Source organism: Anoxybacillus sp. MB8, from assembly GCF_011006755.1.
GTDB lineage: Bacteria > Bacillota > Bacilli > Bacillales > Anoxybacillaceae > Anoxybacillus > Anoxybacillus gonensis.
Genome location: NZ_RXXX01000053.1, coordinates 1 through 13,625 on the forward strand (window position 1 = coordinate 1; position 13,625 = coordinate 13,625).

At 47.5% G+C, this 13,625-nt stretch carries 13 protein-coding genes; 12 read left to right on the forward strand and 1 reads right to left on the reverse strand.

Annotation, left to right across the window (positions count from 1 at the left end; translation table 11 throughout):
• Positions 1–153 precede the first annotated feature (153 nt).
• From lspA to pyrE, 12 genes are all read left to right on the forward strand, one after another.
• Complete coding sequence (gene lspA, locus EKC99_RS13760) at positions 154–642, forward strand: signal peptidase II (RefSeq protein WP_163152401.1); 489 nt, start codon at positions 154–156, stop codon at positions 640–642.
• Positions 617–1,528 (forward strand): RluA family pseudouridine synthase, encoded by a 912-nt coding sequence (locus tag EKC99_RS13765; RefSeq protein ID WP_163152385.1) that lies wholly within the window; start codon positions 617–619, stop codon positions 1,526–1,528. Before lspA ends, EKC99_RS13765 begins: the two co-directional genes overlap by 26 nt.
• A gap of 152 nt (positions 1,529–1,680) precedes the next feature.
• Positions 1,681–2,217, forward strand: a complete 537-nt coding sequence (pyrR, locus tag EKC99_RS13770; protein ID WP_021094892.1) for a bifunctional pyr operon transcriptional regulator/uracil phosphoribosyltransferase PyrR — start codon at positions 1,681–1,683, stop codon at positions 2,215–2,217.
• Between the two features lie 119 nt (positions 2,218–2,336).
• Positions 2,337–3,629 (forward strand): solute carrier family 23 protein, encoded by a 1,293-nt coding sequence (locus EKC99_RS13775; RefSeq protein WP_009373558.1) that lies wholly within the window; start codon positions 2,337–2,339, stop codon positions 3,627–3,629.
• A 143-nt stretch (positions 3,630–3,772) separates the two neighbouring features.
• A complete protein-coding gene (locus EKC99_RS13780) occupies positions 3,773–4,699 on the forward strand; it encodes an aspartate carbamoyltransferase catalytic subunit (protein ID WP_163152387.1) in 927 nt (308 codons plus the stop codon).
• Entirely contained in the window at positions 4,665–5,948 is a 1,284-nt protein-coding gene (locus tag EKC99_RS13785; protein ID WP_163152389.1) for a dihydroorotase, read from the forward strand. Before EKC99_RS13780 ends, EKC99_RS13785 begins: the two co-directional genes overlap by 35 nt.
• Positions 5,948–7,042 (forward strand): carbamoyl phosphate synthase small subunit, encoded by a 1,095-nt coding sequence (locus EKC99_RS13790; RefSeq protein ID WP_163152403.1) that lies wholly within the window; start codon positions 5,948–5,950, stop codon positions 7,040–7,042. The genes EKC99_RS13785 and EKC99_RS13790 overlap by 1 nt, the downstream gene beginning before the upstream one ends.
• Entirely contained in the window at positions 7,035–10,226 is a 3,192-nt protein-coding gene (gene carB, locus EKC99_RS13795; RefSeq protein WP_163152391.1) for a carbamoyl-phosphate synthase large subunit, read from the forward strand. Before EKC99_RS13790 ends, carB begins: the two co-directional genes overlap by 8 nt.
• On the forward strand, positions 10,223–10,987 hold the full coding sequence (locus tag EKC99_RS13800) for a dihydroorotate dehydrogenase electron transfer subunit (protein ID WP_163152393.1): 765 nt from the start codon (positions 10,223–10,225) through the stop codon (positions 10,985–10,987). Before carB ends, EKC99_RS13800 begins: the two co-directional genes overlap by 4 nt.
• A complete protein-coding gene (locus tag EKC99_RS13805; protein WP_163152395.1) occupies positions 10,984–11,922 on the forward strand; it encodes a dihydroorotate dehydrogenase in 939 nt (312 codons plus the stop codon). The genes EKC99_RS13800 and EKC99_RS13805 overlap by 4 nt, the downstream gene beginning before the upstream one ends.
• On the forward strand, positions 11,894–12,607 hold the full coding sequence (gene pyrF / locus EKC99_RS13810) for an orotidine-5'-phosphate decarboxylase (protein WP_163152397.1): 714 nt from the start codon (positions 11,894–11,896) through the stop codon (positions 12,605–12,607). The genes EKC99_RS13805 and pyrF overlap by 29 nt, the downstream gene beginning before the upstream one ends.
• The gene (gene pyrE / locus EKC99_RS13815) at positions 12,607–13,221 is read left to right on the forward strand and encodes an orotate phosphoribosyltransferase (RefSeq protein WP_163152399.1); all 615 of its coding nucleotides are present in this window, start codon (positions 12,607–12,609) and stop codon (positions 13,219–13,221) included. The genes pyrF and pyrE overlap by 1 nt, the downstream gene beginning before the upstream one ends.
• A 39-nt stretch (positions 13,222–13,260) precedes the next feature.
• Here the strand turns inward: pyrE and EKC99_RS13820 are convergent, their stop codons facing one another.
• On the reverse strand, positions 13,261–13,602 hold the full coding sequence (locus EKC99_RS13820; protein WP_240468890.1) for a hypothetical protein: 342 nt from the start codon (positions 13,600–13,602) through the stop codon (positions 13,261–13,263).
• Positions 13,603–13,625 lie beyond the last annotated feature (23 nt).

Below are 13,625 nucleotides of genomic sequence, written 5' to 3' on the forward strand. Positions count from 1 at the left end.
AAAACAGCAGGGGTGGCAAGCTTTTTTTGTCGAAAACCGCATAAAATCAATAAAAACTTAGGGTATGTCTTTAAAACTTTTGACAATACCCTCTCTTTTAAGGGGGGATTGTTTATGATAAAATGAAAAAGAATTTCGCTTTGGAGGGGTATGATGTTATATTATTTGCTTGCTTTTGTCGTCATTGTCATCGATCAATGGACGAAATGGCTCGTCGTTCGCTATATGGAACTAGGAGAAAGCATTCGTGTCATTGAAAACGTGTTGTACATGACGTCGCATCGCAATCGCGGGGCGGCATGGGGCATGTTGCAAGGGCAATTTTGGTTATTTTATCTCATTACGATTGTCGTCGTCATTGGGATTATCGTATATATTCAGCGCTTGAAGCCAACAGAGCGGCTATTCGGCGTCGCTCTCGGGCTTATGCTTGGCGGGGCGATCGGCAACTTTATTGATCGCGTGTTTCGAAAAGAAGTCGTCGATTTTGTACATACGTATATTTTCGATTACAGCTTTCCGATTTTTAACGTCGCCGATGCCGCATTAACGGTTGGCGTGACGCTTTTGTTTATCCAAACATGGATGGAAGAAAAAAAACGAAAGGGAATGAGCGATGGAGCAAATTCAACTAACGATTGAAGAACAACATGATGGGGAACGCATTGATAAAATTATCGCTGGATTAAATGAACAATGGTCGCGTTCGCAAGTGCAACAATGGCTAAAAGAAGGACATGTGCTCGTCAACGGGAAAGCGGTCAAACCGAACTACAAATGCCACGTCGATGATGAAGTCGTCATTTCCATTCCAAATCCTGAGCCGTTAGATGTCGAGCCTGAGCCGATTCCGCTCGACATTTATTACGAAGATGCTGATGTATTAGTCGTCAACAAGCCGCGTGGCATGGTCGTTCATCCAGCGCCCGGTCATATGCGCGGAACGCTCGTCAATGCGTTGCTTGCTCATTGTCAAGATCTTTCAGGAATTAACGGCGTATTGCGTCCGGGCATCGTTCATCGCATCGATAAAGATACGTCCGGCTTATTAATGGTTGCTAAAAACGATCTCGCCCACGAATCGCTCGTCAATCAGCTTGTTAATAAAACGGTGACGCGGAAATATCATGCGATCGTTCATGGCGTCATTTCGCACGATTACGGAACGATCGATGCGCCGATTGGACGCGACCCGCGTGATCGGCAAAGCATGGCTGTCGTTGAAAACGGGAAAGAAGCGGTGACGCATTTTCGCGTCCTTGAACGGTTTGAACATTATACGTACGTCGAATGTCAGCTCGAAACAGGGCGAACGCATCAAATTCGCGTTCATATGAAATATATCGGCTACCCGCTTGCCGGAGATCCGAAATACGGTCCGCGCAAAACGTTGCCGATTGACGGACAAGCGCTTCATGCGGGCGTATTAGGATTCCATCACCCGCGCACAGGCGAATATTTGCAGTTTGAAGCCCCGCTTCCTCATGAATTTGAACGATTGCTCGATATGTTGCGAAATAATCGTTGACAAAACAAAAAAAGAAACGTACAATGAGTTCAAGTGAACAAGACCTTTAAATTCAGTCCCGTGAGGCTGAGAAGGTGTCGGATTTAGGTGACGTATGCCTACATGTACCCTCTCGCCAAACGGTGAGAGGGTTTTTGTATGGAGGTGAGACGATGCAAAAGGCAGTTGTCCTTGATGAACAAGCGATTCGGCGCGCGTTAACGCGCATTGCTCACGAAATTATTGAGCGCAATAAAGGTATTGACGGCTGCGTGCTCGTCGGCATTAAAACGCGCGGCATTTATTTAGCGAAACGACTAGCCGAACGCATTGAACAAATTGAAGGAACATCCATTCCGGTCGGTGAGTTAGATATTACGTTATACCGTGACGATTTAACGGTAAAAACAGAAGATCGTGAACCGCTTGTGAAAGGAACGGACGTCCCGTTTTCTGTTACAAATCAAAAAGTCATTTTAGTCGATGATGTATTATTTACAGGGCGAACGGTGCGCGCAGCGATGGATGCCGTCATGGATCTCGGTCGCCCGGCGCAAATTCAACTAGCCGTTCTCGTTGACCGCGGTCATCGCGAACTACCGATTCGCGCCGATTTCGTCGGCAAAAACATTCCGACATCGAGCGCAGAAATGATCGTCGTCGAATTAAAAGAAGTCGATGACATCGATCAAGTGAGCATACATGAATAAAGCACCCTTTTTAAAGGCAGTCCAGCGAGGCTGACAAAGGGGATTCGTTTCCTATACCCTCTTTGTGCCTTCGTACGGACAAAGAGGGTTTCTTATTAAAATAGAAAGGGAGAGAGAAAATGAACAAACCGGTTTTAGATGTGAAAGATGTCCCTTCTTTTGGGCAGCTTATGACGCTTAGTTTACAACATTTATTTGCGATGTTTGGCGCCACGATTTTAGTGCCATACTTAGTCGGATTAAGTCCAGCGATGGCGCTCATTTCAAGCGGACTTGGCACAATCGCCTTTTTAATCGTTACAAAATGGCAAGTGCCTGCTTACCTCGGCTCATCGTTTGCGTTCATTACGCCAATTATTGCAGCAAAAGCAACAGGCGGACCAGGAGCAGCGATGATCGGCAGCTTTTTAGCAGGGCTTGTATACGGCATCGTCGCTTTAGCGATTAAAAAAGCAGGTTATCGTTGGATTATGAATTTACTTCCGCCGATCGTCGTCGGCCCGGTCATTATCGTCATCGGATTAGGATTAGCAAACGTCGCTGTCAGCATGGCGATGAACGGTCCAGATGGAAAATATAGTTTAACGCACTTTTCTGTTGCTGTTGTCACGCTTGCCGCAACAATTATGTTTTCGATTTTATCTAGAGGAATGTTTAGCCTCGTCCCTGTACTCATGGGAATTATCGTCGGTTACGTATACGCGTTAGCCATTGGTGTGGTAGATTTATCTGGGGTTGCGAAAGCAAAATGGATTGAAATGCCAGATTTCTTATTGCCGTTCGTTCATTACGATGTGCGCGTGACGCTCGATATTGTGCTTTTGATGGTCCCTGTCGCCATCGTCACGTTATCTGAACATATCGGTCATCAGCTAGTGTTAAGTAAAGTGGTCGGCCGCGACTACATTAAAGAGCCGGGGTTACACCGCTCGATTCTCGGTGACGGATTAGCGACGATGATTTCAGCTCTCATCGGCGGTCCACCGAAGACGACATACGGAGAAAACATCGGTGTATTAGCGATTACGCGCGTATATAGCGTATATGTGTTAGCTGGTGCAGCTGTGCTCGCCATCGCCTTCGGATTTTTAGGAAAAGTGACGGCGCTCATTAGTTCAATTCCGACACCAGTCATGGGTGGCGTGTCGATCTTATTGTTCGGCATTATCGCCTCTTCTGGTTTACGCATGCTTGTCGACAGCAACATCGACTTTGGCGACAAGCGAAACTTAGTGATCTCATCCGTCATTCTCGTCATTGGAATTGGCGATGCGGTCGTGAAAGTATCGGAACAATTTGAAGTGCACGGCATGGCGCTTGCCGCGATAACAGGCATCATCTTAAATCTCATCTTGCCAGGTCGTCCGAAAGTGAATGATAGCGTATTTGAACAAACACACGATGTTGCATAACACACCTTTTAAAAGAAGTCCAGCGAGGCTTACAAAGGTGTGAACGAGGAAATCCGTTTGCCCAAACGGTCTCTTTCCTCATGCTTTCAAACACCTTGCCTCGCTTGGCAAGGTTTTTTTTTACTAAAAAGGAGGAATGTTGCATGAACCATTTACTAACGTTAGCAGAGTTATCGGTTGATGATGTGCTTGCCATTTTGCATGAAGCGGAACGATTTGCGAACGGGGAAACGTGGAAAGTGAATAAACAAACGTTTGTCGCCAACTTATTTTTTGAGCCGAGCACGCGGACGCGTTGCAGCTTTGAGATGGCGGAACGAAAACTCGGGCTTGAAGTCATTCCGTTTGATGCAGAGATGTCGAGCGTCCAAAAAGGAGAAACGTTGTATGATACGATTCGGACGTTGCAAGCAATTGGCGTAGAAGCCGTTGTCATTCGCCATCCATCCGATCATTATTTTGAACCGCTCCGTCATGCGATTGACATTTCGATTATTAACGCAGGCGATGGGTGCGGTCATCATCCGACGCAATCGTTGCTCGACTTAATGACCATTCGTCAACAATTTGGCACATTTATTGGGCTTGATGTGGCGATCGTTGGTGACATTCGTCATAGCCGAGTGGCGCGTTCGAATGCTGAAATATTAACAAGGCTAGGTGCCAACGTCTTATTTTGCAGCCCGCCGGAATGGCAAGATACAGAAAACGGTTATGGCACATACGTCGATCTTGATACGGCAGTAAAAGAGGCGGATGTTGTGATGCTTCTTCGCATTCAACACGAGCGCCATGACGAAAAAATGGGTTGGACAAAAGAGCAATATCACGAGCAATATGGCTTAACGATTGAACGAGAAAAACAAATGAAGAAAACGAGCATCATTTTACATCCTGCCCCTGTGAATCGCGATGTGGAAATCGCAAGCGAACTCGTTGAATGCGAACGGTCTCGCATTTTTAAACAAATGGAAAACGGCGTATACGTGCGCATGGCTGTATTGAAACGCGCATTACAAAAAGGAGGGACACAAAATGGCTACCATATTCAAACGTGCGCGCTTGCTTAACGAACAAGGCGAGTTCATCTCGGCTGATATAAAAATCGATGAAGGCCGTATTGCTCATATCGCTTCTCATATAGATGAGGACGATCATGATGAAGTCATTGATGTAAAGGGACAGTTTGTCTCTCCGGGGTTTATTGACGTTCACGTTCATTTGCGTGAACCGGGGGGAGAACATAAAGAAACGATTGCGACAGGTACGCTCGCTGCGGCGAAAGGCGGATTTACAACGATTGCGGCGATGCCAAATACAAAACCTGTTCCAGATACGAAACAACAAATGGAATGGCTCGTCCATCGCATTCGCGAAACAGCGCACGTGCGCGTTTTGCCGTATGCGGCCATTACTGTACGCCAAGCCGGAAAACAGCTTGTCGATTTTGCCGCATTAAAAGAAGCAGGGGCGTTTGCGTTTACAGACGATGGCGTTGGCATACAAAGCGCACGCATGATGTATGAAGCGATGCAACAAGCCGCCGCTCTTGATATGCCGATCGTCGCGCATTGCGAAGATGAAACGTTGACGTATAAAGGGTGCGTGCACGATGGGGCATTTGCGAAACGACATGGGCTTTCTGGCATTCCTTCCGTTTGCGAAGCTGTACATATTGCGCGCGATGTGTTATTAGCGGAAGCAACGGGCTGTCATTATCACGTTTGCCATATCAGTACGAAACAGTCGGTACGCATCGTGCGCGAGGCGAAGCGGGCAGGCATTCGCGTCACTGCCGAAGTAACGCCGCACCATTTGTTGCTTTGTGAGGAAGACATTCCTTCGCTCGATGCAAACTTTAAAATGAATCCGCCATTGCGAACGAAAGAAGATCAACAAGCGTTAATCGAAGGATTGCTTGATGGAACGATTGATTTCATTGCGACCGACCATGCACCGCATACGGAAGAAGAAAAAAGTGAAGGGATGGTGCTTGCCCCATTTGGAATTGTCGGATTAGAAACGGCCTTCCCGCTTTTATATACACATTTTGTTGAAAAAGGAGTATGTACGTTAAAACAGCTCGTTGATTGGTTGTCGAAAAAACCAGCGGAGACGTTTCGTCTCGATGGCGGACAATTAAAAGTTGGCGCAAAAGCAGATTTCGTTGTCATCGATTTACATACAACACAAGTGATTGATCCGGCGACGTTTGTTTCGAAAGGAAAAAATACGCCATTTGCAGGCTGGACGTGTAAAGGATGGCCGACGATGACAGTCGTCGACGGAAACATTGTTTGGCAGAAAGGGAGAGAGTGATGAAACGACAACTCATTTTAGAAGATGGTACACGTTTTGTTGGAGAAGCGTTCGGAAGTAAAAGGCAAACAGTTGGTGAAGTCGTTTTTAACACAGGGATGACAGGATATCAAGAAATTTTAACCGATCCGTCGTATTGCGGACAAATTGTAACGATGACATATCCGTTGATCGGAAACTACGGCGTCAACCGCGACGATTTTGAATCGATCGAACCGCACGTGTTCGGGTTTGTTGTGAAAGAAGCGTGCCTATCCCCGTCCAATTGGCGAAGTGAAATGACGATTGATGAATATTTGCGCATAAAAAACATTCCGGGGTTAGCAGGGATCGATACGCGCAAGCTGACGCGCATCATTCGTCAACACGGCACGTTAAAAGGAATGATTTGCGACATGGACGTTTCGGTGACAGAGGCGATCGCGCATTTAAAAGAAACGGAGCTTATACGCGATCAAGTGAAGCGCGTATCGACAAAAAGTGCTTACGCTAGTCCGGGGCGCGGTCATCGCGTCGTTTTAATCGACTTCGGCATGAAGCACGGCATTTTGCGCGAGTTAAATAAACGTCATTGCGACGTCATCGTGCTGCCATACAATGCAACGGCGGAAGAAGTGTTGCAGCTACATCCGGATGGAGTCATGTTATCGAACGGGCCGGGGGATCCGAAAGATGTACCAGAGGCGATTCATATGATTCAAGGCATACTCGGTCACGCTCCACTTTTTGGAATTTGTCTCGGTCATCAACTGTTTGCACTCGCTTGCGGGGCGAATACGGAAAAAATGAAGTTCGGTCATCGCGGCTCGAATCATCCGGTTCAACATATCGAAACAGGAAAAGTCGCCATTACTTCACAAAACCATGGCTACACCGTCACGGAGCAGTCGCTTGCACGCACGCGGTTACAAGTGACACATATCGCTTTAAACGACGGAACGATTGAAGGGCTTCGCCATCGCGACGTTCCGGCATTTACGGTGCAATACCACCCAGAAGCGTCACCGGGACCAGAAGATGCAAACGATTTATTTGATGATTTTATTGCGATGATTGAACAGTTTAAAAAAGAAAGAGGGGTCGTTCATGCCTAAACGCCAAGATATTGAAACGATTCTTGTCATCGGTTCAGGACCGATCGTCATCGGTCAGGCAGCAGAGTTTGATTACGCAGGGACGCAAGCATGTTTAGCATTAAAAGAAGAAGGATATAAAGTCATTCTCGTCAACTCCAATCCAGCAACGATTATGACCGATACAGAAATTGCTGACAAAGTGTATATGGAGCCGTTAACGCTTGAATTTGTCTCGCGCGTCATTCGGAAAGAGCGTCCGGATGCGATTTTGCCGACGCTTGGCGGGCAAACGGGGCTAAATTTAGCGGTCGAATTAGCGAAAGCAGGAGTGCTTGAGGAATGTGGCGTTGAAATTCTCGGCACGAAATTAGAAGCGATTGAAAAAGCAGAAGACCGCGAACAATTTCGCGCGCTCATGAACGAACTTGGCGAGCCGGTGCCGGAAAGCGCCATCGTTCATAGTTTACAAGAAGCGTATGCGTTCGTTGAACAAATTGGTTATCCGGTCATCGTCCGCCCAGCATTTACGCTCGGTGGAACAGGTGGGGGCATTTGTACGAACGAAGAAGAGCTTGTCGACATCGTTTCTAGCGGTTTAAAAATGAGTCCGGTTCATCAATGTTTATTAGAAAAAAGTATCGCAGGCTATAAAGAAATTGAGTACGAAGTTATGCGCGATGCAAAAGACAACGCGATCGTCGTTTGCAATATGGAAAATATTGATCCTGTCGGCATTCATACGGGCGATTCCATCGTCGTCGCTCCGAGCCAAACGTTAAGCGATCGCGAATATCAACTGTTGCGAAACGCCTCGCTTCACATTATTCGCGCGCTCGGTATCGAAGGGGGATGCAACGTCCAGCTCGCTCTTGATCCGCACAGTTTTCAATATTACGTCATTGAAGTAAACCCGCGCGTCAGTCGCTCATCGGCGCTTGCATCTAAAGCGACGGGGTATCCGATTGCCAAACTAGCAGCAAAAATTGCGGTTGGCTTAACGCTTGATGAAATGATGAATCCGGTCACAGGAAAAACGTACGCTTGCTTTGAGCCAACGCTCGATTACGTCGTTACAAAAATTCCGCGCTTTCCGTTCGATAAATTCGAATCAGCGAACCGCCATCTCGGTACGCAAATGAAAGCGACAGGGGAAGTGATGGCGATCGGGCGCACGTTTGAGGAGTCGCTATTAAAAGCGGTCCGCTCGCTCGAAACGAACGTCTATCATCTCGAGTTAAAAGAACAAGTCGACGACGCCTTGCTGCAAAAGCGTATTCGAAAAGCGGGCGATGAACGTCTATTTTACATCGCCGAAGCGTTTCGCCGCGGCATAACGGTCGAACAAGTACATGCATGGAGCCAAATCGATCGGTTCTTTTTAACGAAAATCGCCCGTATCGTCGCCTTCGAAACGGTTTTACGCGACCATGTTGGCGATATGACTGTTCTTCAACAAGCAAAAGAAATGGGCTTTTCTGATGTGGCGATCGCTAAACTTTGGCATATGACTGAACGCGACGTATATGAGATGCGGAAACGCGCCCAAATCACACCTGTATATAAAATGGTCGATACGTGCGCAGCGGAATTTGAATCCGAAACACCGTATTATTACAGCACGTACGAAGAAGAAAACGAATCGATCGTGACTGCCCGTGAAAGTGTCGTCGTCCTCGGCTCTGGTCCGATTCGTATCGGGCAAGGAATTGAGTTTGACTACGCGACCGTTCATTGTGTATGGGCGATTAAAGAAGCGGGATATGAAGCAATCATCATTAACAACAATCCAGAAACCGTTTCAACCGACTTTAGCATTTCCGATAAGTTGTACTTTGAACCGTTAACGATTGAAGATGTGATGCACGTCATCGACTTAGAACAGCCGATTGGCGTCATCGTCCAATTCGGTGGACAAACGGCGATCAACTTAGCGGCGGAATTAGCGGCGCGCGGCGTGCGCATTCTCGGCACATCGCTTGAAGATTTAGATCGTGCGGAAAACCGCGACAAATTTGAACGGACGCTTGCGCAACTCGGCATTCCGCAACCGAAAGGAAAAACAGCATGTTCCGTACATGAAGCGGTTCATATTGCGAACGAAATCGGTTACCCTGTTCTTGTTCGACCATCGTACGTGCTTGGCGGTCGGGCGATGGAAATCGTGTATAAGGAAGAGGAATTGCTTCATTATATGGAACATGCGGTCAAAGTAAATCCGCAACATCCGGTACTCATCGACCGTTATTTAATCGGAAAAGAAATCGAAGTCGATGCGATTTCGGACGGGGAAGACGTGTTGATCCCAGGCATTATGGAACATATTGAGCGCGCGGGCGTCCATTCAGGCGATTCGATTGCCGTATATCCACCACAAACGTTATCAAAAGACATTCAACAAAAAATTGTCGACTATACGATTGCGCTCGCGAAAGGGTTGCGCATCGTCGGACTGTTGAACATTCAGTTTGTATTATATGACGGCGAGGTGTACGTACTAGAAGTGAATCCGCGTTCGAGCCGAACCGTTCCGTTTTTAAGTAAAATTACGAACGTGCCAATGGCGAATATAGCGACAAAAGTCATTTTAGGAGAAACGTTGCAAGCGCTTGGCTACAACACCGGATTAAAAGAAGAAAGCGACGGTGTATATGTGAAAGCTCCGGTCTTTTCGTTTGCGAAGTTGCGCAACGTCGATATTTCGCTCGGACCAGAAATGAAATCGACAGGTGAAGTCATCGGAAAAGATGAAACGTTTGCGAAGGCGCTTTATAAAGGACTTGTCGCTTCCGGCATTCACATTCGTCCACACGGTGCTGTGTTGTTGACGATCGCCGACAAAGATAAAGAAGAAGCGATCGACATCGCCCGCCGGTTTTACCATATCGGCTACCAGCTACTTGCGACAAACGGTACAGCACAAACGTTACGGGAAGCGAACATTCCAGTCACGGTCGTCAATAAAATTCATACCGGTTCACCAAACATTCTTGATGTCATTCGTCAAGGCCAAGCGCAAGTCGTCATTAACACATTAACAAAAGGAAAAGAAACGGAAAGCGACGGCTTCCGCATTCGTCGCGAAGCAGTCGAAAACGGCATTCCGTGTTTAACGTCGCTCGATACAGCGAAAGCGATGCTTCTCGTCCTAGAAGCGATGACGTTTTCGACAATGGCGATGACGGAAAAGAAGGTGGGCGTATGAAGGAGAATATGACGATCATCTCTAACCGCCAAATCGCCAAAGGCATTTATGAGTTGACGCTCGCCGGCTCGCTCGTTCAGCACATGCGTACACCGGGGCAGTTTGTGCATATGAAAGTGGCAAACAGCGGACCGCTGCTCAGACGTCCGCTCAGCCTTTGTGACATGAATCTAGAAGCGAATGAATGTACAATTATTTACCGCGCGGAAGGGGCAGGAACGATGCTCCTTTCGCAAAAATTGCCCGGAGACACGGTCGATGTGCTCGGTCCGCTCGGGAACGGTTTCCCGATTTCTGCGCTGTCAAGCGGGCAACGCGCACTTCTTGTTGGCGGGGGCATCGGTGTGCCACCGTTATATGAGTTAGCAAAACAACTAGTGAAAAAAGGAGTATTTGTGACGATTGTGCTCGGCTTTCAAACGAAAGATGTCGTATTTTACGAGGAGCGCTTCGCATCGTTTGGCGAGACGTCCGTTGCGACCGTAGACGGTTCATATGGCATGAAAGGATTTGTTACCGACGTCATTCATCACTATCGCCTTTCGTTTGATGTGTTATACGCATGTGGACCGAAGCCGATGTTGCGGGCGCTTGCAAACGAGTTTCCGCATCAAGACGTATATTTGTCGCTTGAAGAACGAATGGGATGCGGCGTCGGTGCTTGTTTTGCCTGCGTATGTCGCGTGCCGCATAGCGAAACGGCATATAAAAAAGTATGTAGCGACGGTCCGGTATTTCGGGCGGGGGAGGTCGTGTTATGAATCGATTAGCAGTGGAGTTGCCAGGGCTTTCATTAAAAAATCCGATTATGCCTGCCTCCGGCTGTTTCGGATTTGGACGAGAATACGCGAAATTTTACGATTTAAGCGTGCTTGGGGCGATCATGATTAAAGCAACGACGCTTGACGCGCGCTTCGGCAATCCGACGCCGCGCGTAGCGGAAACGCCAAGCGGCATGTTAAATGCGATCGGATTGCAAAATCCAGGTGTCGATGTGGTGCTCGCTGAAGAATTGCCATGGTTAGCGCAATATGACGTGCCGATTATCGCTAACGTGGCTGGTTCGACCGTAGAAGAATATGTAGAAGTGGCTCGGCGCATTTCGAAAGCGCCAAACGTTCATGCGCTCGAGTTGAACATTTCATGTCCGAACGTGAAAAAGGGCGGCATCGCATTCGGAACGGTTCCAGAAATCGCTGCGGAGCTGACGCGGGCGGTAAAAGAAGTGTCGGACGTGCCTGTTTATGTGAAACTATCACCGAATGTCACAAACATCGTCGCGATGGCGAAAGCGGTTGAACAAGCAGGGGCGGACGGATTGACGATGATTAATACGTTATTAGGCATGCGTATTGATGTGAAAACAGCGAAGCCGATTTTAGCGAACCGAACAGGTGGATTGTCTGGTCCAGCGATCAAGCCGATTGCGATTCGAATGATTTATGAAGTGAGTCAAGCGGTATCGCTTCCGATTATCGGCATGGGCGGGATTGAAAGCGCGGAAGACGTCATCGAATTTTTTTATGCCGGTGCGAGTGCGGTCGCGATCGGTACAGCCAATTTCATCGACCCGTACGTTTGTCCAAACATTATTCGCGACTTGCCAAATGTTTTAGATGAACTTCGTATCGATCATATCTCACAATGTACGGGAAGGGGATGGAACAATGGACAAACCGTTTATTGTAGCACTTGATTTTGCATCAAAAGAAGAAGTGCGTACATTTTTACAACCATTTTCCGATACGTCGCTCTTTTTAAAAGTCGGCATGGAGCTATATTTTCAAGAAGGCCCAGCAATAATTGACGAACTGAAACAGAAAGGCCATCATATTTTTTTAGATTTAAAGCTTCATGATATTCCACATACAGTGAAGAAAGCGATGAAAGGGTTGGCAAAACTAGGCGTTGATTTAGTGAACGTTCATGCTTCAGGAGGAAGTGCGATGATGCGTGCGGCGATCGAAGGATTAGAAGAAGGAACACCACACGGGATGAGCCGTCCACGTTGCATTGCCGTTACGCAGCTGACGAGTACAAGCGAGCAAGTTCTCCGCGATGAATTGCTGATCGATCGCCCGATGAAAGAAACGGTCGTTCATTACGCTTCTCTCGCTTACCGTAGCGGGCTTGACGGTGTCGTTTGTTCGGCCCAAGAAGTGCCGCTTCTTCGCGCATCGTTCGGCGCATCGTTTATTACCGTCACGCCGGGCATTCGCTTTGCGGGCGACAAAACAGACGATCAAGTGCGCGTCGTCACACCGTATGAGGCAAAACAACTTGGAACAAATTATATCGTCATCGGACGAAGCGTTACAAAAGCATATGATCCATATGCAGCATATGAGCGTCTAAAACGGGAATGGGATGGTGGACAATAATGAAAAAAGAAATCGCAAAACAACTTCTTTCCATTGGCGCAGTATCGTTGCGTCCAAATGAACCGTTTACGTGGTCTTCAGGCATACAATCGCCCATTTATTGCGATAATCGCTTGACGTTAGCGTACCCTGCCGTTAGACAAGCCATTGCCGACGAGCTGACATCACTCATTCGCACGCATTTTCCGAATGTAGAAGTCATCGCTGGCACAGCGACGGCAGGCATTCCCCATGCCGCATGGGTGAGCGAGCGGTTGAATATGCCGATGTGCTATGTTCGCAGTCAAGCGAAAGGACACGGAAAAGGAAAGCAAATTGAAGGGAAAGTAGAACAGGGGCAACACGTCGTCGTCGTCGAAGATTTAATTTCAACAGGCGGCAGCTCATTGCATGCAGTGCGCGCCTTGCGTGAAGCGAGATGCAACGTGCTTGGTGTCGTTGCGATTTTTACATACGGATTAGAAAAAGGAAAACGAGCATTTCAACAAGAACAAGTCCCATACTATACCGTTACCGACTACGATATGCTCATGGAAACAGCGACAGAACTTGGCATCATCACCAAAGAGGAGCAAACCACGTTGCACCATTGGCGTGAACAGCTAGAAGCATAACAATAAGGGTGTCCAACGAAAGCCGGACACCCTTTATCATTATTTCGTGGAAATTGCGTTTGTTTTTAAATAGTGGATATCGTTTGCTTGTTGAATCGAACGGAGTGAAAGTGCTTGTAGGACAGTTTCTTGATGGTCTAACTTCTCAAATCCTTCTTGCATTTGTTGCGACAACTGTTCGATTTGTTGTTTCATCATTGGAATTTCTTGTACATGCAACTCAACAACAGTCATTCGTTCCATTAATTGTCCAACCATTTCACGAATCGCTGGCACAAGCGCCACATCGTCTTTCGTGGCCATACGCTGCTCGATGCTTGCGATATCGTCTTTTGTGGCCATGCGCTGGTCGATGGGTGCGATTTCCTCGTTTGTGGCCATTGTGTGTTATATCCTTGGGATAG

Excerpts from the sequence above, each read along its gene's own strand:
- lspA (WP_163152401.1), top strand. The coding sequence starts at position 154 with ATGTTATATTATTTGCTTGCTTTTGTCGTCATTGTCATCGATCAATGG.
- EKC99_RS13765 (WP_163152385.1), top strand. The coding sequence starts at position 617 with ATGGAGCAAATTCAACTAACGATTGAAGAACAACATGATGGGGAACGC.
- pyrR (WP_021094892.1), top strand. The coding sequence starts at position 1,681 with ATGCAAAAGGCAGTTGTCCTTGATGAACAAGCGATTCGGCGCGCGTTA.
- EKC99_RS13775 (WP_009373558.1), top strand. The coding sequence starts at position 2,337 with ATGAACAAACCGGTTTTAGATGTGAAAGATGTCCCTTCTTTTGGGCAG.
- EKC99_RS13780 (WP_163152387.1), top strand. The coding sequence starts at position 3,773 with ATGAACCATTTACTAACGTTAGCAGAGTTATCGGTTGATGATGTGCTT.
- EKC99_RS13785 (WP_163152389.1), top strand. The coding sequence starts at position 4,665 with ATGGCTACCATATTCAAACGTGCGCGCTTGCTTAACGAACAAGGCGAG.
- EKC99_RS13790 (WP_163152403.1), top strand. The coding sequence starts at position 5,948 with ATGAAACGACAACTCATTTTAGAAGATGGTACACGTTTTGTTGGAGAA.
- carB (WP_163152391.1), top strand. The coding sequence starts at position 7,035 with ATGCCTAAACGCCAAGATATTGAAACGATTCTTGTCATCGGTTCAGGA.
- EKC99_RS13800 (WP_163152393.1), top strand. The coding sequence starts at position 10,223 with ATGAAGGAGAATATGACGATCATCTCTAACCGCCAAATCGCCAAAGGC.
- EKC99_RS13805 (WP_163152395.1), top strand. The coding sequence starts at position 10,984 with ATGAATCGATTAGCAGTGGAGTTGCCAGGGCTTTCATTAAAAAATCCG.
- pyrF (WP_163152397.1), top strand. The coding sequence starts at position 11,894 with ATGGACAAACCGTTTATTGTAGCACTTGATTTTGCATCAAAAGAAGAA.
- pyrE (WP_163152399.1), top strand. The coding sequence starts at position 12,607 with ATGAAAAAAGAAATCGCAAAACAACTTCTTTCCATTGGCGCAGTATCG.
- EKC99_RS13820 (WP_240468890.1), bottom strand. The coding sequence starts at position 13,602 with ATGGCCACAAACGAGGAAATCGCACCCATCGACCAGCGCATGGCCACA.